The sequence below is a fragment of the Sphingobium sp. genome (genome assembly GCF_049304695.1).
GTDB lineage: Bacteria > Pseudomonadota > Alphaproteobacteria > Sphingomonadales > Sphingomonadaceae > Sphingobium.
Genome location: NZ_JBAQOK010000040.1, coordinates 56,179 through 78,347, shown reverse-complemented (window position 1 = coordinate 78,347; position 22,169 = coordinate 56,179). Strand labels below are relative to the sequence as shown.

Genomic DNA, 22,169 nt, shown 5'->3' with positions numbered 1-22,169 from the left:
CTTCCATGTACACATAATAACACAACTGCCAGCGATAGCCACCTCCCTTCCCAATAACACTTTCTTTACCATGCCTGTTCATAAGCATGATCCCATGAAAGCGATCATCCTTGCAGGCGGTTTTGGGACGCGTCTGGCCGAAGAAACGTCGGTCCGGCCAAAGCCCATGGTGGAAATCGGCGGCAAGCCGATCCTGTGGCACATCATGAAGATTTACGCCCAGCATGGCGTGACCGAATTTATCGTGTGCCTTGGCTACAAGGGCTATATGATAAAGGAATATTTCTTCAACTATGCGCTGCACATGTCGGACGTGACGATCGACCTGCGCCGCGGCACGACCGACGTGCATCGCAATGCGTGCGAAGACTGGAAAATCTCGCTGATCGACACCGGCGCGGACACGATGACCGGTGGCCGCCTGCGTCAGGCGATGCGCTATCTGGGCGACGACAAGGATTTCTGCCTGACCTATGGCGATGGCGTCAGCGACCTGAATGTCGGCGCAGCGATCGACTTTCACCGCGCCCATGGCCGCAAGGCGACGGTGACTGCCGTGCGCCCCGCAAGCCGCTATGGCCAGCTCGACCTGGACGGCGACCGCGTGGCCGCCTTTGCCGAAAAGCCGGTGGACGAAGGGGGCTGGATCAACGGCGGCTTCTTCGTGCTGGACCGCAGCATCGGCGATTATCTCGGCCAGTCGGACGAATGCGTGTGGGAACGCGAACCGCTGGAGGAACTGGCGGGCGATGGCGAACTGCGCGCTTTCTTCCACGATGGGTTCTGGCAACCGATGGACACGCTGCGCGACCGCCAGATGCTCGAAGGGCTGTGGGACCGGCAAGAGGCACCATGGAAAATCTGGCCGTAAAGCGGGCGAGCGCCATCCCCCTGACGCCCGATCCTGCCTTCTGGGCAGGGCGGCGCGTGCTCGTTACCGGGCATAGCGGCTTCAAGGGCAGCTGGCTGCTGGTGCTGCTCGATGCGCTGGGCGCACGCGTCACTGGCCTGTCGCTCGCCCCCGACACCACGCCGTCCCTGTTCGATATTATCGAGGGCGCAAGCCTGTGCGATCATCATGTCGCCGACATTCGCGACGCCGCCGCCGTCGAAACGATCGTCACCCGCGCCGCGCCCGACATCGTGCTGCATCTGGCCGCGCAGCCGCTGGTGCGCGCCTCTTACGCCGATCCGCTGGCGACCTATCAGACCAATGTCATGGGGACCGCCCATGTGCTGGAAGCCTGTCGCAAGGCACCCAGCGTCCGCACCATCGTCTCGGTCACGACCGACAAATGCTATGCCAATGACGGGCGCACGCAGGGCTATGGCGAGGATGCGCCGCTCGGCGGGCATGATCCCTATTCCAACAGCAAGGCCTGCGCCGAACTGGTCAGCGCCTGCTGGCGCGACAGTTTCCTGAGCGAACAGGGCGTCGGCCTCGCCACCGCACGCGCGGGCAATGTCATCGGCGGCGGCGACTGGTCCGCCGACCGTCTGGTGCCCGACGCGATCCGCGCTTTTGGGCAGGGGCGTCGCCTTGAAATCCGCAATCCCGGCGCAATCCGCCCATGGCAGCATGTGCTGGAACCGCTGACCGGCTATCTGTTGCTGGCGGAACGCCTCGCCGCCGACCCCGCCCGCTTCGCACGGGGCTGGAACTTCGGTCCCGCCGCCGCCGATATGGCCAGCGTATGCGATGTGGTCGATCTGCTGGGCCAGCATTGGGGCGTGACGCAGGGCTGGACGCAGCAACCGGGCGATCACCCGCACGAAGCCGCGCTCCTGACGCTCGATTCCACCGCAGCGGGTGAAGCCTTGGGCTGGCGTCCGCGCCTGTCGCTCGACCGCGCGCTGGCGCTGACCGCCCACTGGTATCGCGCCACCGACCAGCGCGCTGCGACGCACGCACAGGCGGAAGATTTCCTGTCACTGGTGCCGGCATGAGCCGCATCCTCGTCACTGGCGCAGCCGGCTTCGTCGGCGCGGCCGTGGCCGATCTAGCCGCGCGCGAAGGGCATCAGGTGACGGCCCTGGTGCGCAATCCCGCCGCCCCGCGCGTCGTCGCGCTGGCCGGACGCTGCGCCATCGCGGTCGCGGACCTGGCCGACGCCGCCGCCGTGCGCGCCGCGCTGATACAGGCCCGCCCCGACATCATCATCCATTCCGCGTGGGAAGGCGTGGGCGGCCCGGCCCGCGCAGGCGATATTCAGATCGACAATATCCGCACCACGCTGGCTCTGCTCGACGCCGCCATCGCCGTGGGCGCGCGCCGCTTCATCGGCATCGGCAGTCAGGCCGAATATGGCCGTCACGATTGCCGCATCGACGAAAGTGCCGCGACCATACCCTTCCTCCTTTATGGCGCGGCCAAGCTGTCGGCCTGCCACCTCACCCGCCAGCGCGCGGGCGAAGCGGGCCTTGGCTGGGCGTGGCTGCGGCTCTTTTCGCCTTATGGTCCCGGCGACAATCCGGGCTGGCTGATCCCGTCGGTCACCGCGCAGATGCTGGCGGGCGACACGCCCCGCACCAGCCCCGGCACCCAGAAATGGGATTATCTGCACATTGTCGATTGCGCGCGCGGCATATTGGCCGCTGCCATCACCGACAGCGCGCAGAGCGTGTTCAACCTGTCGAGCGGCCGCGCCGTCGCGGTGCGTGCCATCGTCGAACAATTGCGCGACATCGCCCGCCCCGGCCTTCCCCTCCGCTTTGGCGACATCCCCTTCGGTCCCAACCAGATCATGCATCTGGAGGGGGATTGCAGCCGGTTGACGGCGGCGACCGGATGGACCCCGCGCATCGCGCTGGAGGATGGCCTCGTCACCGTGGTCGATGCCCTGAAAAAGATGGCGAGGCAGGCGGCATGATGGCGCATCTCCTCGACCGACGCCTCATCACCTTCCTGATCGCGGGCGGCATCAACACGCTGTTTGGCTATGGCGTCTATGCCGCGCTGGTGCTGATCGGCATGGTGCCGCACATCGCCCTGATCGTGGGCGGCGTCATCGGTATCCTGTTCAATTTCCTGACCAGCAGCGCGGTGTTCCGTTCGTTCGATCTGCACCGCCTGCCACGCTTTCTGGCGGTCTATACCGTCATGACGGCCCTCAACATCCTGCTGCTGGAAGCCGCCATGCGCTTGGGGATCGGCCCCTTGCTGGCGCAGGCGATCATCCTGCCCTTCTGCACCCTCACCTTTTTTGCCATGCGCCGCTTCGTATTCGCGGCCCGTTCGGAGCAGCCGTCATGAAGACCATCTCAATCGTGACCCCCTGCTTCAACGAAGCGGACAATGTCACTGCCTGCCGCGACGCGGTCGCCGCGCTGTTCGCACCCGGCGCGCCGCTCGCTGGCTATGGCCGCGAACATATTTTCGCCGACAATGACAGCGGCGACGGCACGCAGGACATCTTGCGCGATCTGGCCGCCGCCGACCCGTCGATGAAGGTCATATTGAACGCCCGTAATTACGGTCCCTTCCGCTCGAATTTCAACGCCCTGCGCGCCGCGACTGGTGACGCGGTGGTGGTATTCCTGCCCGCCGATCTTCAGGATCCGGCAGAGATGATCCCCGAATTTGTCGCCCTGTGGGAAAGCGGCGTCGAAGTCGTCGCAGGCGCGCGCATCAACCGTCAGGAAAGCCTGGCGCTGCGGGCCTGTCGCGCGCTCTTTTACCGCACCGTACGAACGCTCAGCGACATCGACATCCCGGTCAACGTCGGCGAATTTCAGCTGCTCGACCGCAAGGTGTGGGAAGCCGTCGTCAGCCATGACGACCATTATCCCTATATTCGCGGCATCATCGCTTCGGTCGGGTTCCGCCGCGTCATCGTCCCCTATACATGGGCCGCGCGCCGATCCGGCCTGTCGAAGAACAACCTGCCACGCCTCATTGATCAGGCGTTGAACGGCATTTTCAGCTTCACCAACGCCCCCATGCGCCTCTGCACCTTTGCCGGGGTCGCCATGGCGATGCTGTGCCTGCTGTACGCCTTCGTGACCGTCGGCGTCTATATCGCCCGCCCAGACCTCGCCCCGCGCGGCACGATGACGCTGATCGTCGCCCTCTTCTTCCTGTCGGGGGTCCAACTGGTATTTCTGGGGATATTGGGAGAATATGTGACCTCCATCCATGCGCAGGTGCGCAAACGCCCGCTGGTGGTGGAGCGCGAACGCATCAACATGCACGGCATGTCGGAAAGTTCTGGGCCAGAGAATCCCGTCCACGCCCTGCAACGCAAGCTGGACGCGGAGGCCGCGTGACACGGGCTTTTGCCCGTACTGTCCCAACCTACGATCAGGGTGCGGCGTCCGTCCCTTTGCGGGCGCTTACCGCAGCGCTGATCGCCCTGTTCGCGCTCGACAATATTGTGCTGCTCGGCCTGCTGAGCGTTGCCCCGGCATTGGTCGCGGCGGCGGCACTGACCCTGCCTTCGCTGCTTGCCATCCTCGCGTGGAAGGCCATGCCCGCCGCACCCCGGATCGGCGCGCAAACGCTGCTTGTCTGCTTCATGCTCGCTGCCCTGCTGCTGATCGTGGGTGGCGAGGGGCGACTGTTCTATGCGCCGGTCGACTGGCAGATCCGCGACGCCGTGCTGGCCGACATGGGCAATCATCGCTGGCCCTTCGACTATTGGCTGGATGGCAAGGCGCAGATGCTGCGCGCGCCCGTCGGCATGTATCTGCTCCCCGCGCTGCTCGGCGGAGCAAGCCAGCTTGGCCGCGACTGGGCGCTGCTGGCCCATAACGCCCTGATCCTGGGCCTGTTGTTCGCGCAAGGGGCTGCCCTGTTCGAGGGTCGCCGCGCGCGGATCATCGCGCTCATCATCTTCGTGATGTTCAGTGGCCTCGACGTCATCGGCGTCGCGCTGGCGCAGCTGGCGACGGGTTCGGCCAACTGGAACCATCTGGAACGCTGGGCCAGCAATTATCAATATAGCGCGCATATCACCCAGCTATTCTGGGCGCCCCAACATGGGCTGGCGGGCTGGGCGATCGCGCTCTTCTACATGCTCTGGCGCAGAAATCTGGCCCCCATCGGCCTGTTCGCCGCCAGCCTGCCCCTCCTCGCGCTCTGGTCGCCGCTCATCCTGTTCGGGGCTTTGCCCTTCGCCGCCTTTGCAGGGGTGCGCGCCCTGCTGTCCGGCGCATGGGACAGGCGCGACGTGCTGCTCTGTGCGCTCGCTACCGCGCTGGCGATCCCGGCGCTCGCCTATCTCTCCACCGACGCAGCATCGGTCGGTGGCGGCCTGCATCCGCCCACTTTGCTGGGCTATGGCCTGATCCTGCTGCTCGAAGTCCTGCCCTTCCTCCTGCCCCTGCTGGCCGACCGGAGCGGAGCCACGGACCGCGCGACCATCCTCATCGCGGGCCTCTGCCTCATCGTCATGCCGCTGTGGACCATGGGGGCCAGCAATGATTTCCAGATGCGCGCTTCCATCATGCCGCTGGCGCTGGTCGCGCTGGCCTTCGCCAACTTTGCGATCCGCCTGCAAGCGGGGCGGGACAAGGTCGTCATCATCGCCCTGATCGCGCTAGGCTCCGTCACGGGCATAGTCGAAATCTCCCATGCCGTCCGCTTCTCCGCTTCCCCCGCGCCGCTCTGCTCGCTGCCGGGCGTGTGGCACCAACAGGCGATCACCGACATCCCCCACGCCTCCTATTTCGCCGCCCGCGCCGCCTTCCCTATCCCCATCACCCCCGCCGACCGGGTGAGCGCGGTGATGCCGCCCCAATGCTGGGCGCGCCCATGGGACAGTCTGGCGGTACGGCCATGACTATTCTGGCCGAAGGCGCGCAGAGCCGTGGACATCGCATCGGTAGCATCGCGAGGCGCTATCTGCCGGAGATCATCCTGTCTCTGGCAGTCCTTGTCGCTTTGTTCATTCTCCACGATATGCCGATCACGCATGATGTCGTCGCGCAGTTTTGGATCGCTCGCCAGATGATGCATGGAGCTGTGCTCTATCGCGATATCTGGGAAATCAATCCACCGCTTTGGTTCTGGTCTGCCATACCGGTCCATTATGTTGCCGCATGGCTTCATGTGGCGCCGTTGCGACTGCTCGTCGCCCTCATCATTGGCGCAGGCGGTTTGTCCGCCCTGACAAGCTGTTATCTGGCGGGATTTATTTCACCCGGCGCGCGACTGTCGATGATGTTGCTGACCTTCTGGCTGGTCGAGATCACTCCAATTTACGATTTCGGTCAGCGTGAGCAACTCGCACTGATGTGTGCCATTCCTTATGCCGCATTGATTGCGCGCCGGTCTGCCGGCATCGCTGTGCCGTCAGCACTGGCATTACTGGTGGGCATGGCGGCAGCCTATGGTTTTGCGTTGAAACATTATTTTATCGCGGTCCCGGTCATGCTGGAGCTGTGGCTGATCGTGCGGAACCGCGCGCAATGGCGCCTCGTGCGTCCAGAAACCGTGGCGTTGGCGGTCGTCGCGCTGGCCTATGGGCTTGCAGTATTGGCTTTTGCGCCTGCCTTCTTCACGGATGCAGTGCCGATGGTGCAAACCGCTTATCACGGTTTTGAAGCGACTTGGGAGATGATATTGGTCCGGCCCTGGGTCGTGATCTGGGTCTGCATCATCGGCTTCTTCCTGACTTTTGGCGGGGCGTTCGGCAGGCAGGCGAACCCACTGGTTACGGCACTGCTGATCGTCGCCATCGGCTTTGGTTTCGCGTATTTCCTGCAGCGCAAAGGATGGCTTTATCACACTGTCCCGGTAACCGGTGCAGCGGCTCTGGCGCTGGGCATTCGGTTAGGAATGACTGACATGCGTCGGCTGATACCCATGTCCATTGGGCTGACAATGATTGCATTGCCGATATTGCTGCCCTTCAAAACCGGATATTATGCCAACTTTTTTCGAGCAGAGATTGATCCGGTCCTCGACACGGTGCCGAGGGGGCAATCCATATTCATTGCAGCGGCTGACCCGATGTGGGTGTGGCCGACCCTAGAGGATAAGGGCCTGATCTGGTCCTCGCGTCTGCCTGTCTATTGGATGATACCGGCGATCGCGCATGGCGAAGTGATCGGTCCTTACCCCGCGCCGCTGCGCGCATTGGCCAAGCGCATACAGGAAGAAGCCGCGCTGGAAATATATTGCTCTTCGCCTGCGCTGATTGTCTTCGAACGGCGCCGCAACTATGTTTATCAGCCATCCAGCTTCGATGTCCGCCGCTTCTTCCTACGGCACGCTGGCATGCGCACCTATCTGGCGCGCAATTATCGTGAATTGACCCCGACGCCCTCGCTTTATATTTATCGACGCGCAACGCAGGCCGAACCCGCGCGCGCAGGGACTGAATGTCCCACTTTTCGTTAAGCTACATCATACCCAAGCAAGATTCCGATATGTTGCCCCCTATTGGAGAGCAGCCCCCCAGAAGAGATCGGCGGCGCGAAGGCCCCGTATAGGAAGCCGCTTTTATCTGAGCGCTTGTGCAAGTCTCAATAACATGGCTGTGGCAGTCTGGGGATCGAGGGGTGCCGCAGCATCGCGAAGACGCGTCTCTGCATCGGCGACGATCGTCGATGCCGCTTCCAAAACATGATGACCTGAGGCCGTCAGTTCGGTCTTTTGAACGCGCCTATGTTCGGGATGGGCGGTGCGCTTGATGAAAGCCGATTTCTCAAGCGTGACCAATATTGCCTGCATCGTTTGTGGCGTGACGAACGCACGGCGCGCAAGCGTCGCGTTCGAAGCGCCTGCTTCGACCTTCAGATAGGCAAGAACCGCATATTGCGGCGTCGTCAAGCCGATCTTCCGCAGTTCCGCGTCCATGCGCGTCCGAAGCGCCTGCTGCGCCTGCTTCAACGCGAAGCCGATCGTCGCATAGGGATCGCTCAACAGCAATTTGGCGTTTGACATATCAGTGCCCTTATATATGTAAGCGCCCTTGCATATTCGGATTGTTGAAATAAAGGAAGCCCAGCCATGTCCCATCTGATCGGACCCGATTTCATCGGTATCCAAGTCGAGGATCTCGAAGCTGCACGGTCATTCTACACCCAAGTCGTTGGATTGAAGGCCGCTCCCCATAGCCCGCCGGGTGCGATCGTCTTCGACACCAGGCCGATCCCATTTGCTGTTCGCACACCCGTTGTCGATTTGGGAGCGACAGACAGGCTGGGCTGGGGCATCGCCATCTGGTTTGGCTGTGACGATGCCGACGCGCTCCACGACGATCTTGTAAAGCAGGGCATCCATGTCGAGTTTCCGCCAATGGATGGGCCGTTCGGCCGCTACTTCGCGTTCCGCGATCCGTTCGGCTACACGATCACGGCCCACACGATCGCGCCGCCCCAATCGACCAACGCATAAGGCGCTGAACTTGGCGTTCTCGATGGGTGTTGCATCGGCGCAGCATGACCGTGGGGGACGCAATGGCGGGTTTGCGCAATTCGGCCACGGCAAGCATATCGCAGTCCAGTCGCTCGGAAAAGGCGACTGGATCGTCTATCACTCCCCTCGCGAGGCTATGGGGAAGGTGCAGCGGTTCAGGCATTCACGACGATCGTTCGTGTAACCACGCGATGAACGACCGCTGCGTAGCGGAAGCACTTCGCTTGCTCCATCACGCATGGACTGATGGCGGCCTGTTGGTGCCCGGATAGTCCAATGCTGCAAGACCAGCGAGATGATCGACTGTCATATTGTGACTTTGGGCGAAAGACGACGGAAATGGACCGCTTGCGCTGGACAGTGAAGGCCGACTAACCTTTTCTGCCGCCCCTCCCCGTCATGAGTGTCCTGCTGCCCATGCATTTGCCTGCCCGCTGTTTTGCCGTCCTGCTTTCCTTGTGTTCCGCGATGGCTGCGGCCCTGCCGGCCAACCGGCCTGTTGCCGGTTATACGCGCGTGGCGATCGACACGTCGGTCGGCACGATCACCGTCGCGGTGGACCAGAAGCGCGCGCCGCGCACGTCGGCCAATTTCCTGACCTATGTCGATGATGGCCGGTTCGACGGCGTGACCTTCTATCGCGCGGCACGACGCAGGAGCGCGCCGACATTGGGGCTGATCCAGGGCGGGATCGACACGGATGCGCGCCGGTCATTGCCACCGGTCGCGCATGAGCCGACGACGCAGACGGGCATACGGCATCTGGACGCCACATTATCGATGGCGCGGCCCAACCGGCCCGATTCGGCGATGGGCAATTTCTTCATCACGATCGGGCCGACACCGACGATGGATGCACGGCCAGGCTATATCGGCTATGCTGCATTTGGTCATGTGGTGGCCGGGATGGACGTCGTTAAAAAGATTCTGGCCGTTCCCACATGCTGCGGATCGGGACCGATGCGTGGGCAGATGATCGTCAAGCCGATAGTCATCCTGCGCGCGAAGCGTCTGGACGGCACGCCAAAGCCTACGCGCGGCGTGAAACCGTGGCTGATCGGCCTGAAACGCCCACCGCCGAAATAGGGCGCCGATGACAGGAGGATAGTATGACGGGACGGATCAGGGTCGGCATAGGCGGCTGGGTTTACGAACCGTGGCGCGGCACCTTCTATCCGCAGGGATTACGGCAAAAGGATGAACTGGCCTATCTCGGCCAGCATCTGAGCGCGACCGAGATCAACGCAACTTATTATGGAACGCAAAAGCCCGCGACCTTCGCCAACTGGGCCAAAGCCGTGCCCGATGGCTTCCAGTTCGCGATCAAGGCGTCGCGTTATTGCACCAATCGCAAGATATTGGCGGAGGCAGGCGAGTCGATCGCGAAATTCACGGGACAGGGCATAGCGGAACTCGGCGATCGGCTGGGACCGATAATATGGCAATTCGCGGCGACCAAGGCGTTCGATCGCAATGATTTCGCCGCATTCCTGAAACTATTGCCTGCCAGCGTCGATGGCATGCCCCTGCGCCACGCTCTCGAAGTACGGCACGCAAGTTTCGATGACCCCGCGTTCAAGACCATGGCGCAGCAGGCTGGTGCGGCGATCGTGCGGGCCGATCATGACGACTATCCCGCAATCGATGGTCTGACAGTTGGCTTTTCCTACCTGCGGCTGATGCACGCGCGGGACAATGAAGCGACGGGTTATGCCCCTTCCGCGATCGCCGATTGGGCCGCACTGGCACGGGACAGGGCGGCGGACGGCGATGTCTTCGCCTTCTTCATCAGCGGCGCGAAAGTCCGCAACCCCGCCGCTGCCCAGGCACTGACTGAGGCTTTAGGGTAACAGCACTGTTGCATTTGCTGCAATCGCAATGTCACGCTTTGCGATTGTTACAATAGCATGACGGGCGCATAGGCGCGCCCTGCCCCGATGGGCAGATGATGAACCTGAATAATGGAGTAGAATATGCGTCAGGCCTTTCAAGGTGCTGCGCTGGTAGTTGCAGTCGGCGTTCAGATGCTGGCTTTCTATTCGGTGCTTTACGCCTGAGCGCGACAACGCGCTTATCCTTATCCCCTCAACGGGATATTAAAAGGCCGCCCAGGGCATATGCCGGGGCGGCTCTTTTATTATCAGGCGATTTTGGTTAACTCAACCGTATCGGGTAAATGGCTTCATCCCTTGGCAAGCCAGCCCGCCAGCAGATAAGCCACAACACCGATCGGCCCCAATGCACAGAGCGTCAGCAGAACCAGCGCGACGCGGACCAGTGTAACGTCCAGTCCGGTCTGGTTGGACAAACCGGCGCATACGCCCATGATCTTGCCATTGCTGCGGTCGAGTGTGAAACTGTTGTTCATGACGTGTGACTTTCGTGGGTGTTGAGGGGATGCGAGGATCAGGCGATCGGCAGCACCGGGACGGCGGCGGCGATGAAAAGCGTGGCGACGGCGCAGGCGCCGATAAGCGCGACAGCAGCATTTTGGAACCGGATGATCGACATGGTGACACTCCCTGTTGTAGCTGGCCGGATAGTCCGGCCTTGATGCTCACAGACATTGCAGAAGCCGTGCCAGTTTCGATTTTCGCTGGAAATGCGGGGCTTTATGGCCATGCATACGTCGAAGACCGCATCAACAATTCCATTTGTTGGCGTAGGCCACCGGCTGTTGGGCAAATTTTCGTTCCGCTGCCATGCACGCACTGATCTTCGTCTATGGCACGCTGCGCTTGAGCTTCGGCGGTGAGATGGCGCAGCGACTGCATGGAGGCGCGCGTCATGTGGGCCGGGCGCAAGCAAAGGGGCAACTCTATCGGATCGCGGAATATCCCGGATTCGTCCCCGGCGAGGGACAGGTTACGGGCGACCTGTTCCTGCTCGATAATCCTGCCAGGATGCTCGCTCTGCTCGACGACTATGAAGAGTGCGCCGCCCGCTTTCCCTTGCCGCATGAATATGTTCGTCAATTGCTGACGGTGCAGGCAGTGGACGGCCCGGTCGATGCCTGGACCTATATCTATCTGCGCGATGTGGAGGGATTGCCGCTGATCGATAGCGGCGATTTTCTGGCCTGAGCCATGACGCCAGCCAGGACACCCGTCCCGGCTGGCGTAATCGGGCTTATTTCTGCTTCATTGCCTCGACGGCGGCCAGCGTGCTCTTCACATGCGCGGCATAGCTCATTTCCGAATGGACGAAAGCGATCCGGCCGGACGGCGCGATGACATAGGATGTCCGGTCGGTCATGCCGGGCCGCATCTTGAGCGCTACGTCATAGCCCGACACAATATCCGGCCCCGCTGATGCGACGGCGAACTTGCCCGCACATTCCTTGGTCGAAAACGCCACCAGATCATCAACCGAATCGGCTGACATGCCGATGACGGTCGCGCCAGCGGCCTTGAACTTGCCGATATTTTCAGCGAACTCGCGCGCTTCGGCCGAACAGCCCGGCGTAAACGCCTTGGGGAAGAAATAGAGTACCACTGGTCCCCGCTTGAGCTGATGCGACAGGGTCAGGGTAAAGGTTTTGCCCGCCTGAGCGCCGCGCGTGGTGAAATCGGGCGCTTTGGCGCCGATGGCGAGCGCGGCCATCGCCCCGCTCGACCCCATCAGGGTGGCGGCGGCGGCAAGAAACAGTGTCAGGCGCTTCATGGGTCAGACTCCTAGAATATCAGGCTAAGCCGTCGATCGGGCGACCGGCTTTAGCATGAGTGATGAGCGCAATGGCGGCGGCACGCAAGTCGTTCGAAGGGGAATAGCCATGCCTCATTCGCCGGTTGGGAACCGCATATATCGCCGAGCGCTTTTAATGGATGATCCGCGCGCTTCTCCTCCCCCTCCCATTGCTTCTGGTCGCATGCCAGGACAAAGGCGCTGCCCGGAACGACAGCGGCCAGCCCGGCGTCGTCACCAACATCGTCGATCAGGGCGGAGGCACGACGCAATCCTCGCCGCCCATCGCCAATCAGGCCACGCCAGCGGACACGCGCGCCCCATCGCCAGGCCTCACGCCATCAGGTTCAATACCGACAGCGTTTCAGGGTAGATGGACCGGCATAAGTGAGACGTGCAGCGATCGCAGCGCTGCACTGGACCTCAGCATCGACCCCAGGCGGCTGTTGTTTCACGAAAGCGAAGGGACAGTGAAGTCGGTGAAAAAGGATGGCGACGACAAGCTGTCGGTCACGGCCGCCTTCACCGGCGAAGGCGAAAGCTGGACCCGCACGCTCGCCCTGCACATGGCGGAGAACGGCACGCGGTTGACGATCGTCAACGACGGACAGTCCGTGACACGCAAGCGCTGCTGATCGTTGGCGCCACCCCTTTCCCCGCCTGTGATAGCCCGCTACAGCCGGGCCAATGATCGGCCGCCTTACCTTGAGCGATTTCCGCAATCACGCGGATGCGCTGATCGTGCCCGATCATGCTTTCATCGTGCTGACCGGCGACAATGGCGCGGGCAAGACCAACATATTGGAAGCGGTATCGATGCTGGTGCCAGGACGCGGCCTGCGCGGCGCAGCGCTGTCCGCCATGGCGCGGCAGGGTGGCCCCGGCAGCTTCGGTATCGCGGCGGATGTCGACGGATCGGTACTGGGCACGGGCGTTTCAGCGCAGGCGCCTGAACGGCGGCAAGTGCGGATCGGCGGCGTCGCATCGTCCGCTAACGCACTGGCGGAGCATCTGTCGATCGTCTGGCTGACGCCCGCCATGGACCGGCTGTTCCTCGACAGCCCTGGCGGACGGCGGCGCTTTTTGGATCGCCTGACGCTGGCGTTGCATCCCGCCCATGCCGGGCACGCCAGCCGCTACGACGCGGCCATGCGCGCGCGCAACCGGCTGTTGAGCGATTTGCGGCAGGCCGACCCCGCCTGGCTGTCCGCGCTGGAGGCGCAGATGGGGGAGCATGGCGAAGCGCTGGGGCAAGCGCGCACGGATCTGGTCGCGCGGCTGAACCTGGTGCTGGCGGAGCAGCCCGATGTCCCCTTTGCCCGCCCGCTGATCGCGATCGATGGCGAGGAGAATGAGTCGGATGAACCGTTGGCAGCGCGTCTGGCGCGCGAACGGCGACGCGATGCGGCGGCCGGGCGCACCCTTTCGGGACCACATCGCCACGATCTTTCAGTCATTCATATCGCCAAGGCGCAGCCCGCTGCGCTCTGTTCCACTGGCGAGCAGAAGGCGCTTTTGCTCTCCATCCTTCTGGCTCATGCCGCGCTGGTCACGGCCGATCGTGGCCAGCCGCCGGTGCTGCTACTTGATGAGGTGGCGGCACATCTCGACCCGTCCCGTCGCGCTGCCCTGTTCGACCGTCTGGCGCAAACTGGAGCGCAAATCTGGATGACCGGAACAGAATATAGTCTTTTCAATGACTTATCGATGGCCACACAATTTACGGTAACTGCGGGCCATGTCTTTCGTTCCGCAGCATGACGCGTCGGAGCAACGACTCGTCGCCTGATGCTTTTCAAGATGAACGCAGTCTGTCCTAAGACGGCCATCGGGGTTCAAGCCTACAAAAAGTCGGGGTCGCAATCGCATGATCGTTGGTTTTCGCACGCTGTTCGCAGCGGCCATTCTTGCGCTTTCGACACTGATCGTTTCGCCTGCGACCGCCGGAGTTCTCCAGTGCGCCCCCTACGCCCGTCAGGTTTCGGGCATCCAGCTTTTCGGCAATGCGAACACATGGTGGGGCCAGGCTGAGGGTCAATATGACCGCGGCCATGAACCCCGCGTCGGTGCCGTCCTCGCCTTTGCATCCAGCCGCTCTATGCCGGTCGGCCATGTCGCGATGGTCAGCAAGGTGCTGGGCGCGCGCGAAGTGCTGCTGACCCATGCCAACTGGTCCTATCGTGGCGGCGTTGAACGCGACGTGCGCGCCATCGACGTATCCGCCAACAACGACTGGACCGATGTCCGCGTATGGTATGGTCCCATCGGCGACCTGGGCCTGCGCTCCAACCCGGCACGTGGCTTCATCTATGCCCAGGCGCCCAAAACGCTTGGCAAGCCAGTGCAGATCGCATCGGCTGATGTAGCGGCCCCCATCCACGCTGCTTTCTGATCCTGCCGGGCGTTTGATCCGGCTGGTTTCTCCCGCATTTACCTCTTCCTAAAGGTCATGGCCTAGGGTCGCTCTTGGTGGGGCGATTCGTGATTTTCAGGGTCGCAGGAATGATTCAATGGTTTCGCGGGGCGGCGCTGTGCGCATTGTCCTGCCTGATAGTAACGCCTGCTTTGGGCGCGGCGCTGCAATGCGTTCCCTATGCGCGTGTCGTATCGGGCGTGCAGATACGCGGCGACGCCCTGACATGGTGGGATCAGGCGAGCGCGCAATATCAGCGCGGACACCGGCCCAAAAAGGGTGCGGTGCTGGCCTTTCGCCCCAATGGCCCGATGACGCTGGGCCATGTCGCGGTGGTCAGCCGCGTGCTGGGCGATCGGCGCGTGCTCATCCGCCACGCCAACTGGTCCACCCCCGGCGCGATCGAGGAAGATGTGCTGGCGATCGACGTGTCGGATGCGGGCGACTGGAGCGCGGTGCGCGTCTGGCACAGCCCGACCGGCCAGATGGGCGCACGGACCAATCCGACCTTCGGCTTCATTTATCCGGCCAAAGCCAAATTGCACGATTTCACGCCCGACCCGTCTTTGGGCGATAGCGTGCGCTTTGCCCGGATCGACCCCAAATTGTGGGATGAACGGCGCGAACCGCAAGCAATCGAACCGGTCCACGCAATGCGCCTGGCGCAGGTGACGCCGGTGGACGGCAGAAAATCGCGCAGGGCACCGAAACTGGAATCCGACCCATTGGTCATCCAGTTCGCCGACAATGCGCCGTCTCAGCGGACGCTCAGCGCGATCATCGCCGACGTAAAGCGCGAAACGATGCTGAACTAATGGCCTGACCGACGCTTATTCGGCGTCGGCGGGCTTGTCCTCTTCAGCACCCGGCGCAGGGTTCTCGAACCATGCTTCGACCGGGCCGTTCAGCTTGATGGTCAGCGGATTGCCCTTGCGATCGCGGGTCTTGCCAGCCGCCACGCGGATCCAGCCTTCGGACATCGAATATTCTTCGACATCCTTGCGCTCGACGCCCTTGAAACGGATGCCGATACCGCGCTGAAGCGCGTCCAGATCGAAATGGGGGCTGCCCTGATGCGTGGAAAGCCGGTCGGGGGGTGTATCGCTCATGATCGTAAATCCCTGCAAAGTTGGGCCGCGCCTACCCTTTCCCCGCCTTGCTCGTCAACCGCCCCGGTCATGATCACCGTTGCTGATCGACGTCGCAGAAAATGCGGCGGATGACGCCATGATCCAGCCATGTCGCAAAGCGGCTCTGCGCATCGGCCAGGCCGGTGAAGGGATAGGCAACCGGCCGGTCATCCACCGCGCGACTTGCCCGCGTCAGGCGCGTCATCGCATCGGGCGCGGTCGTCAATATTCGCCCACGCCGATCGGTCGATGCGCTGTTAACGCCGACGACATGGCCATCTTCGGCAAATATCGGTCCGCCACTGATGCCCGAAAGCGTTCCGTCGCCGCTTGGCACGCGGCTGGTTTCGGCCCAGGCCAGGACAGGTTGGGTCACAGCGCTGCGGCCACGGCGCGCATTGGCGGTGCCGATCAACTGGGACACGACCAGCGTCGGCGCACCAGCGGGAAAGCCCATATGATAGCCGGTCGACCCCGTCGGCGGAACGCGGCTGGATAGCGGCAGGGCGGTATCGACCGGCAAACCGTCCCGCACCAGCGCCGCGTCCGCCTCCCCGCTTTCGATCACGCGCGACACGGGCCGGGCATAGCCATCCTCCTCCAGTCCAACGCGCGAACAGCCATGCGTGACATGTTCGGCCGTCAGCCATGCGCCATCCCGATCGACGGCGAAGGCCGTCCCCATGCTGTCCGCCGGATTCTGGTCGCGGTTTTCGATGACGAACTGCTCGTCGCTCCACTGCGGCAGGGGACGGCGTGGCGATCGGGGATCGAACGTTTCCACCTGCAACGGGGGAATCGGCACGCGCTGGCCAAACCATGCGACCAGCAGCAGGCCGCCCAGCGCCAGCGGCAGGCAACCACAGCCACCTCGCGCCATCGAGTCTCAGCCCGCCACGGCGGCAGAGGTCAGGCAGGCGACGGCCGCCTTCATCATCGCCAGAAAAATCGCCGCCGACCGTTCATTGGCTTCGATACGGCTGGACAATGCACCCAGCAGAAAATCGACCAGCCTGAACGCGATGAGTTGCAGGACCAGCGTCACGCTGCCCCAGATGAGAATGTCCCACGCATTGACCGACCCGGCGAGGCAGAAGCCCAGCGGCAGCGCCAGACCGATCGCCGCACCACCCAGCGAGATAGCAGCGGCTTCGTTGCCTGCCCGGATCAGCGCAAATTCATCATGGGGCGTGATCCACATATACAGCCCCAGCGCCAACAGCCAGACAAGGGTGGCACTGGCAAGGTGCAGCAGCAGGATGGGGAGGCCAGAGAGCAGGCTCTGGATCACAGGCATGGGATCGGTCATGCGCGTCCAATGCCGCAACCCGCCCCAAGGTTCATTTCGGGACGGGCTACAAGCATGATTTACATTAAAATGTCAGCGGCAGATGCGCACGCGGACGTCGCGATGGCGATAGCGATCATAGCGCCACTCGTTCCAGCAGCGTTGACGATAGCCGCGATGGCCGCGCCAGTTGCCCCTGTCACCACGCCAGTTGCGCCGATTGTCCCACCGGCGATGATCCCGGCGCCCGTTGTCGAAGCGATCTCCACGATCACCACGCCAACCATCATGGCGACCACCATGATATTGCGCCTGCGCAGGAACCGCTGCCGTCAATCCGGCGACCGCCAGGCTCAACGCCGCGACGCCTTTCCAGAGAATGTTCATGTCCGTTTCTCCTCACATGTTCTGCCTGTCGAAGGACAGAACCATGAATGAGAAATGGACCCGCGCGGCTGAACCGTCCGGGAACATCGCTGTAATCGGGCGTTCAGCCAGTCATCGGCCGCGCAGGGCGGTTTCGCTGTCGATCATATAGTCGCGGGTGATGGGCAAGGTGCGGCGATCACGGGCATATTGAATCTGATAATTGACCATGCCCCCATGTTCGAACACGGTCGCCGCACCTGCCAGATAGAAGGTCCACAGGCGGTAAAACCGTTCATCATACAGGGCAACGATGTCGGCCTTGCGCGCCAGCGTGCGCTTGTACCATTCGCGGATGGTCAGGCCATAATGCATCCGCAGCACTTCGACATCGGTGACCATCAGCCGCGATCCCTCGCTGCCCGCGACCATTTCGGACAGGGCGGGAATATAGCCGCCGGGGAAGATATATTTCTGGGTAAAGGCGTCGGTGACGCCCGGCCCGCCCATCCGGCCGATCGTATGGACCAGCATCACGCCCTGCGGCGTCAACAGGTCGTGGCATTTGTGGAAAAAGGCGCGGTAATGCGCGGTGCCGACATGTTCGAACATGCCGACCGACACGATCCGGTCGAACGGCCCGGTCATGTCGCGATAGTCGATCAGTTCGAACCGGACATGATCCGAAACGCCCGCTTCCTCCGCACGGGCGCGCGCCACCTTCAACTGTTCTTCCGACAGGGTGATGCCAGTGACGTCCACGCCGCAGGTACGATGGAGATAGAGCGCCATGCCGCCCCAGCCGCATCCGATATCGAGCACGCGCATCCCCGGCTCCAGCGCCAGCTTGGCGGCGATATGCGCTTTCTTGTCCTCCTGCGCCTGCTCCAGGCTGATGCCCGCCTCATTGTCCGCATCGGGATAATAGGCGCAGCTATATTGGCGATCGCGGTCGAGGAAGAGGGAGTAGAGTGCGCCCGACAGGTCGTAATGATGGGCGACGTTCGCTTTCGATCGGGCCTTGTGACTGGCCCGCCACATTTTCTGGCGGACGCTGCCGAAGCTGCGCTTGAACAGGCTTTTATTCTCGATGGATTTGCCCTGTTCCCACGGGTTGCTGGCGCGCACCATGGAAATCAGTTCCATGATTCCGCCGCCCTCGATCGTCACCCGCCCGTCGATCCATGCCTCCGCCATGCCCAGGCGCGGATCTCGCAATATGTCGAATGCCGCCCGCCGGTCGCGCAGTCGCAGCGCCAGGTCGGGAAAGTCAGGATCGGGATTGCCGACGGTAAAATGCCCGCCATCGGGGTAGAAGATCGTCAACCGGCCACGGGTGACCAGACGGCGCAAAATCCGCTCGAAAACTGTCATGCGTCCTCAATAATCAACTTCCTGCATGCACGTCAAATGCCCGCATACCAGTCATAATCCGCATAATCTTCCCAATAGCCGCCCTTGCCCTTGCCGATGCCGTCGAGCGTCGCAACCGCTTCGATGCCCATCAGATATTTGGCCTGTTTATAGCCCAGTTGCCGTTCGACGCGCAGTCGCAGCGGCGCGCCGTTTGCGACGCTCAGCGGACGGTCGTTGAGCGCGAAGGCGAGGATGGTCTGCGGGTGGAAGGCATCGAACAGGTCGATGCTTTCATAATAGGGCCGCCCGCCGCCCATATCGTCCGCGCAGCGCAGCACGATATAGCGCGCACCATCACGCAGCTTTGCGGCGTCGAGAATCGTCTTGAGCGGTACGCCGCGCCATTTGCCGATCGCGCTCCACCCCTCGACACAATCATGGCGAGTGATCTGTTCGCGATGGGGCATCTGGCGCAGCTGTGCCAGCGAGAGGGCGAGAGGGCGCTCGACCAACCCGGTGATGGCCAGACTCCAGTCGGCAAAACCATTGCGCCACAATGCCTTATAGGCAGGCGTATTGGGATTGGCGGTGCCATTGGCGCGAAAGAAAGGAGAAATCTGGTCGGGCCTGAACTCCGGCGCCAGCGCGTCGCGCGCCATCACCCCGCGCTGCGCCCATTTATGGAAATTTTCGGCGGAAAACAGCGCTTCGCGGAAGGATGCGTTGCTCGCCAGCCGATCGCAGCCGGCCAGCGTCGCGGTGGCCCCCAGCAGCAGATTGCGGCGCGTGAGGATCATGGCCGTTCCTCCGGCACGCGATAGCGCCCTGTTATAATCGACCGGATCTCATTCACTGGCCCGGCCAGCAGCACCATGGCGATATGGACGAGGAAGAAGGCGACAAGGGAGAAAGCGGCGATGAAGTGGATCGAACGCGCCGACTGCCGCCCGCCGAACAGATCGACCAGCCAGGGCCAGGCCGCATTCATGCCCGGCGACATGGTAAGGCCGGTCAGGATCAGCACTGGCAGCAGGAGGAAAATAACCGCGATATAGCTGCCCTTTTGCAGGACGTTATAGCGCAGCGCTGCCTCGCCCTTTGGGAAACGCAGCCGTGCATGATCCTTGATATCCTGCCAGATATGACGGGGCGCAACGTCCTCCCGGCGCAGCGCCAGATCGCGGGTGATATGCCGGTTCAGCAGGCTCCACACCATATAGGCGAGCAGCGCGAAGGCGAAGATGGGGGCTGCGGCCAGATGCCAGTGGCGCGACATGGCCAGACTGTAATGCGTCGGCAAAGTGATCCAGCCGGGAAAGCGATCCAGCGTCAGCCAGGCGACATCGAAATTCGCCCCATATTGCCCCCAATAGAGCCGGGGATGCGCGTTGAAGATGCCCAGCCCGCTGGTGAACAGGACATAAAGCAGAACAGCGTTGAGCCAATGCCAAAGTCGCGTCGACAGGCGGTGCCGCTTAACGTCTGCACCAACTGCACGCACTGGCTGATTCTGATCGGCATCCATCACGCGATGCTAGACCTATCGGCCATTGGACGCCAGTGTGCGCGGCTCAGCCCAGCGCCGCCTGCTTTTCGGCGGCCAGCCTGTCCATCTCCGCCCGGCTCTTCTTTTCGCTCGCGGACTTCAACTGCCCGCACGCCGCCATGATGTCGCGCCCACGGGGCGTGCGGACGGGGGCGGAAATGCCGCCTTCGAACACGATGCTGCTGAACGCGCGGATGCGCTCGGGCGTCGAACATTCATAGTCACTGCCCGGCCATGGGTTGAAGGGGATGAGGTTGACCTTGGCCGGAAGCTGATATTTGCGGATCAGGCGAACGAGTTCCCGCGCGTCGGCGTCGCTGTCATTCTTGTCGCGAATCATCACATATTCAAACGTGATGCGCCGCGCATTGCTGGCCTTGGGATAGTCGGCACAGGCCTGAAGCAGTTCCTCAATTCCATATTTCTTGTTCAGCGGCACCAGCTCGTCGCGCACTTCCTTGGTCACGGCATGGAGCGACACGGCCAGGTTCACGCCGATTTCCGCGCTCGCGCGGGCCATCATCGGGATGACGCCGCTGGTCGACAGCGTGATGCGGCGACGCGAAAGGGCCAGACCGTCTCCATCCATCACAACTTTCAGCGCATCGCGGACATGCTCGAAATTATAAAGCGGCTCCCCCATGCCCATCATGACGATGTTGGTCAGCATCCGCCCGTCGGGCGAATATTGCGGCGCGTCTTCATCTTCATCGATGTCATTGGCGCCGATTCCGGCAACGCTGCCCATATTGCCCTTGGGCCATTCTCCCAGCGCATCGCGCGCCAGCATGACCTGCCCCACGATCTCACCGGGCGTCAGGTTACGGACCAGACGCATCGTGCCGGTGTGGCAGAAACGGCAGTTGAGCGTGCAGCCGACCTGACTCGACACGCACAGCGTGCCGCGATCCGCATCGGGGATGAACACCATTTCATAATCCTGCCCGTCGTCGGTACGAAGCAGCCATTTGCGCGTGCCGTCGCTCGACACCTGCGCCTCCACCACTTCCGGGCGTCCCACGACGAACCGTTCCGCCATCCAGCCGCGCATCGGCTTGGCAAGGTCGGTCATGGCATCGAAATCGGTTTCGCCGCGATGATAAAGCCAGTGAAACAGCTGCTTGGAGCGCAGCTTGGCGGCCTTCACGTCCAGCCCGGCTTCCTCCAGCACAGCCTTGATCTGCGGCCGGGACAGGCCCAGCAGATCAGTGCGACCATCCGCGCGCGGCGTGACGGCACGCGGCACAGGCACAGGGTCGATAAGGCCGGGAATCGGCATGAGAGGCGTGGCGGATGATTGCATGGCCGCGCACATAGTCGATTCTGCGGGATTTTTAAAGCCGCGCTTTGCCCGGCCACTCCGACGCCAACCCTACCGCAACCGCGCGCAGCCCAATGCTGCCGCGTCCATCGCCGTAGCAGCCCCGCGCAATGCATAGCTGTCGGCAAAGGCGCGACCCTGCGTGTCGATCGTCTGCACGCTCATGCTGGCCGACGATCGCATCGCCGCTACGATCGCCGCGTCGGCGCGCGTGTCCTGCCCCCAGGCATCCTGCTGCCCCGCCACCAGCGTGAAGCGCCGCTCGCCTACGCCCAGCGTCACTGGCGCACGCAAGGATCGGGCGCGACTGAGGCGCAGGTGCAGCTGCCCCCGCACGCCCTTGCCCGGCCAGGTTCCAACTGCGGCGAACGCGCCGGTCTTGCGGTCGGCGCGCATCACGGCACGCGCAATGGCATAGCAGCGCGGTCCGTTCTGACTGGCGGGAGAATCGCGAAACGCGCCCCATCCTTCAAAAATGCCCAGGGAATCGCGTGCCGACGCAGGCGCAATCGCCAAAAAAACGGCCATGGACAGGAGCATCGGGCTACGCATGGCCATGGCAAAGCGCAAGGCTTCACCATTTGCAAGGGCTTGTGCCTTTAAGAGCGCGCAGAGTGCTTGCCCGCGCCGCAACAGCGGTTATGAAGAACCATCCATCCTTGTCGCCCGGATTCGACTGCATCCGGGCCTTGCAGAAAAAGAA

The 22,169-nt window shown here is 62.6% G+C and carries 27 protein-coding genes; 15 read left to right on the top strand and 12 right to left on the bottom strand.

Annotated elements, in window-relative coordinates; translation table 11 throughout:
• Nucleotides 1-94 precede the first annotated feature (94 nt).
• The 7 genes from rfbF to WA070_RS05760 are packed head-to-tail and all read left to right on the top strand — an operon-like array spanning nucleotide 95 to nucleotide 7,342.
• Nucleotides 95-871, top strand: a complete 777-nt coding sequence (gene rfbF / locus WA070_RS05790) for a glucose-1-phosphate cytidylyltransferase (RefSeq protein WP_422633171.1) — start codon at nucleotides 95-97, stop codon at nucleotides 869-871.
• The gene (gene rfbG, locus WA070_RS05785; protein ID WP_422633170.1) at nucleotides 853-1,947 is read left to right on the top strand and encodes a CDP-glucose 4,6-dehydratase; all 1,095 of its coding nucleotides are present in this window, start codon (nucleotides 853-855) and stop codon (nucleotides 1,945-1,947) included. Before rfbF ends, rfbG begins: the two co-directional genes overlap by 19 nt.
• Nucleotides 1,944-2,870: an NAD-dependent epimerase/dehydratase family protein gene (locus WA070_RS05780; protein WP_422633169.1), complete on the top strand. Its 927-nt coding sequence runs from the start codon at nucleotides 1,944-1,946 to the stop codon at nucleotides 2,868-2,870. Before rfbG ends, WA070_RS05780 begins: the two co-directional genes overlap by 4 nt.
• Nucleotides 2,867-3,253: a GtrA family protein gene (locus WA070_RS05775; protein ID WP_422633168.1), complete on the top strand. Its 387-nt coding sequence runs from the start codon at nucleotides 2,867-2,869 to the stop codon at nucleotides 3,251-3,253. The genes WA070_RS05780 and WA070_RS05775 overlap by 4 nt, the downstream gene beginning before the upstream one ends.
• Nucleotides 3,250-4,266, top strand: coding sequence for a glycosyltransferase family 2 protein (locus WA070_RS05770; RefSeq protein WP_422633167.1), 1,017 nt, complete (start codon nucleotides 3,250-3,252; stop codon nucleotides 4,264-4,266). The genes WA070_RS05775 and WA070_RS05770 overlap by 4 nt, the downstream gene beginning before the upstream one ends.
• Nucleotides 4,263-5,780, top strand: coding sequence for a hypothetical protein (locus WA070_RS05765; RefSeq protein WP_422633166.1), 1,518 nt, complete (start codon nucleotides 4,263-4,265; stop codon nucleotides 5,778-5,780). Before WA070_RS05770 ends, WA070_RS05765 begins: the two co-directional genes overlap by 4 nt.
• Nucleotides 5,753-7,342 carry a GtrA family protein gene (locus WA070_RS05760; RefSeq protein ID WP_422633165.1) on the top strand — a complete coding sequence of 530 codons (1,590 nt, stop codon included), beginning with the start codon at nucleotides 5,753-5,755 and terminating at the stop codon, nucleotides 7,340-7,342. The genes WA070_RS05765 and WA070_RS05760 overlap by 28 nt, the downstream gene beginning before the upstream one ends.
• A 102-nt stretch (nucleotides 7,343-7,444) precedes the next feature.
• On the opposite strand, the gene WA070_RS05755 is transcribed toward WA070_RS05760, so the two are convergent.
• Nucleotides 7,445-7,888, bottom strand: coding sequence for a MarR family winged helix-turn-helix transcriptional regulator (locus tag WA070_RS05755; protein WP_422633164.1), 444 nt, complete (start codon nucleotides 7,886-7,888; stop codon nucleotides 7,445-7,447).
• Between the two features lie 66 nt (nucleotides 7,889-7,954).
• Here WA070_RS05755 and WA070_RS05750 point away from each other — a divergent pair, with 66 nt between their 5' ends.
• The 3 genes from WA070_RS05750 (at nucleotide 7,955) to WA070_RS05740 (ending at nucleotide 10,212) form a co-directional block, all read left to right on the top strand.
• The gene (locus tag WA070_RS05750; protein WP_422633163.1) at nucleotides 7,955-8,341 is read left to right on the top strand and encodes a VOC family protein; all 387 of its coding nucleotides are present in this window, start codon (nucleotides 7,955-7,957) and stop codon (nucleotides 8,339-8,341) included.
• 438 nt (nucleotides 8,342-8,779) lie between these two features.
• Nucleotides 8,780-9,448 (top strand): peptidylprolyl isomerase, encoded by a 669-nt coding sequence (locus WA070_RS05745; protein ID WP_422633244.1) that lies wholly within the window; start codon nucleotides 8,780-8,782, stop codon nucleotides 9,446-9,448.
• Nucleotides 9,449-9,471: 23 nt separating this feature from the next.
• Nucleotides 9,472-10,212, top strand: a complete 741-nt coding sequence (locus WA070_RS05740) for a DUF72 domain-containing protein (RefSeq protein ID WP_422633162.1) — start codon at nucleotides 9,472-9,474, stop codon at nucleotides 10,210-10,212.
• Nucleotides 10,213-10,544: 332 nt separating this feature from the next.
• On the opposite strand, the gene WA070_RS05735 is transcribed toward WA070_RS05740, so the two are convergent.
• A complete protein-coding gene (locus WA070_RS05735; RefSeq protein WP_422633161.1) occupies nucleotides 10,545-10,730 on the bottom strand; it encodes a PspC domain-containing protein in 186 nt (61 codons plus the stop codon).
• A gap of 334 nt (nucleotides 10,731-11,064) precedes the next feature.
• Here WA070_RS05735 and WA070_RS05730 point away from each other — a divergent pair, with 334 nt between their 5' ends.
• Nucleotides 11,065-11,445 (top strand): gamma-glutamylcyclotransferase family protein, encoded by a 381-nt coding sequence (locus WA070_RS05730; protein ID WP_422633160.1) that lies wholly within the window; start codon nucleotides 11,065-11,067, stop codon nucleotides 11,443-11,445.
• A 46-nt stretch (nucleotides 11,446-11,491) separates the two neighbouring features.
• Here the strand turns inward: WA070_RS05730 and WA070_RS05725 are convergent, their stop codons facing one another.
• Nucleotides 11,492-12,025, bottom strand: coding sequence for a peroxiredoxin (locus WA070_RS05725; protein WP_422633159.1), 534 nt, complete (start codon nucleotides 12,023-12,025; stop codon nucleotides 11,492-11,494).
• 161 nt (nucleotides 12,026-12,186) lie between these two features.
• Between WA070_RS05725 and WA070_RS05720 the strand changes: the two genes are divergently transcribed.
• The 4 genes from WA070_RS05720 (at nucleotide 12,187) to WA070_RS05705 (ending at nucleotide 15,274) form a co-directional block, all read left to right on the top strand.
• Entirely contained in the window at nucleotides 12,187-12,681 is a 495-nt protein-coding gene (locus WA070_RS05720) for a hypothetical protein (RefSeq protein WP_422633158.1), read from the top strand.
• Between the two features lie 52 nt (nucleotides 12,682-12,733).
• Nucleotides 12,734-13,807, top strand: a complete 1,074-nt coding sequence (recF, locus tag WA070_RS05715) for a DNA replication/repair protein RecF (protein ID WP_422633157.1) — start codon at nucleotides 12,734-12,736, stop codon at nucleotides 13,805-13,807.
• 106 nt (nucleotides 13,808-13,913) lie between these two features.
• Complete coding sequence (locus WA070_RS05710) at nucleotides 13,914-14,438, top strand: CHAP domain-containing protein (protein WP_422633156.1); 525 nt, start codon at nucleotides 13,914-13,916, stop codon at nucleotides 14,436-14,438.
• Nucleotides 14,439-14,548: 110 nt separating this feature from the next.
• Complete coding sequence (locus WA070_RS05705) at nucleotides 14,549-15,274, top strand: CHAP domain-containing protein (RefSeq protein ID WP_422633155.1); 726 nt, start codon at nucleotides 14,549-14,551, stop codon at nucleotides 15,272-15,274.
• A 15-nt stretch (nucleotides 15,275-15,289) separates the two neighbouring features.
• Here the strand turns inward: WA070_RS05705 and WA070_RS05700 are convergent, their stop codons facing one another.
• The 9 genes from WA070_RS05700 to WA070_RS05660 form a co-directional block, all read right to left on the bottom strand.
• Nucleotides 15,290-15,568 carry a DUF3297 family protein gene (locus tag WA070_RS05700; protein ID WP_422633154.1) on the bottom strand — a complete coding sequence of 93 codons (279 nt, stop codon included), beginning with the start codon at nucleotides 15,566-15,568 and terminating at the stop codon, nucleotides 15,290-15,292.
• 73 nt (nucleotides 15,569-15,641) lie between these two features.
• Nucleotides 15,642-16,469: a S1 family peptidase gene (locus WA070_RS05695; RefSeq protein WP_422633153.1), complete on the bottom strand. Its 828-nt coding sequence runs from the start codon at nucleotides 16,467-16,469 to the stop codon at nucleotides 15,642-15,644.
• Between the two features lie 6 nt (nucleotides 16,470-16,475).
• A complete protein-coding gene (locus WA070_RS05690; RefSeq protein ID WP_422633152.1) occupies nucleotides 16,476-16,898 on the bottom strand; it encodes a DUF350 domain-containing protein in 423 nt (140 codons plus the stop codon).
• A gap of 72 nt (nucleotides 16,899-16,970) precedes the next feature.
• On the bottom strand, nucleotides 16,971-17,264 hold the full coding sequence (locus WA070_RS05685) for a hypothetical protein (protein WP_422633151.1): 294 nt from the start codon (nucleotides 17,262-17,264) through the stop codon (nucleotides 16,971-16,973).
• Between the two features lie 111 nt (nucleotides 17,265-17,375).
• Nucleotides 17,376-18,617, bottom strand: coding sequence for a class I SAM-dependent methyltransferase (locus WA070_RS05680; RefSeq protein ID WP_422633150.1), 1,242 nt, complete (start codon nucleotides 18,615-18,617; stop codon nucleotides 17,376-17,378).
• 32 nt (nucleotides 18,618-18,649) lie between these two features.
• On the bottom strand, nucleotides 18,650-19,396 hold the full coding sequence (locus WA070_RS05675; RefSeq protein WP_422633149.1) for a molybdopterin-dependent oxidoreductase: 747 nt from the start codon (nucleotides 19,394-19,396) through the stop codon (nucleotides 18,650-18,652).
• The gene (locus tag WA070_RS05670) at nucleotides 19,393-20,124 is read right to left on the bottom strand and encodes a cytochrome b/b6 domain-containing protein (protein ID WP_422633148.1); all 732 of its coding nucleotides are present in this window, start codon (nucleotides 20,122-20,124) and stop codon (nucleotides 19,393-19,395) included. Before WA070_RS05670 ends, WA070_RS05675 begins: the two co-directional genes overlap by 4 nt.
• Nucleotides 20,125-20,170: 46 nt before the next feature.
• Complete coding sequence (rlmN, locus tag WA070_RS05665) at nucleotides 20,171-21,448, bottom strand: 23S rRNA (adenine(2503)-C(2))-methyltransferase RlmN (protein ID WP_422633147.1); 1,278 nt, start codon at nucleotides 21,446-21,448, stop codon at nucleotides 20,171-20,173.
• A gap of 69 nt (nucleotides 21,449-21,517) precedes the next feature.
• Nucleotides 21,518-21,994, bottom strand: a complete 477-nt coding sequence (locus tag WA070_RS05660; RefSeq protein ID WP_422633146.1) for an invasion associated locus B family protein — start codon at nucleotides 21,992-21,994, stop codon at nucleotides 21,518-21,520.
• Between the last annotated feature and the right edge of the window lie 175 nt (nucleotides 21,995-22,169).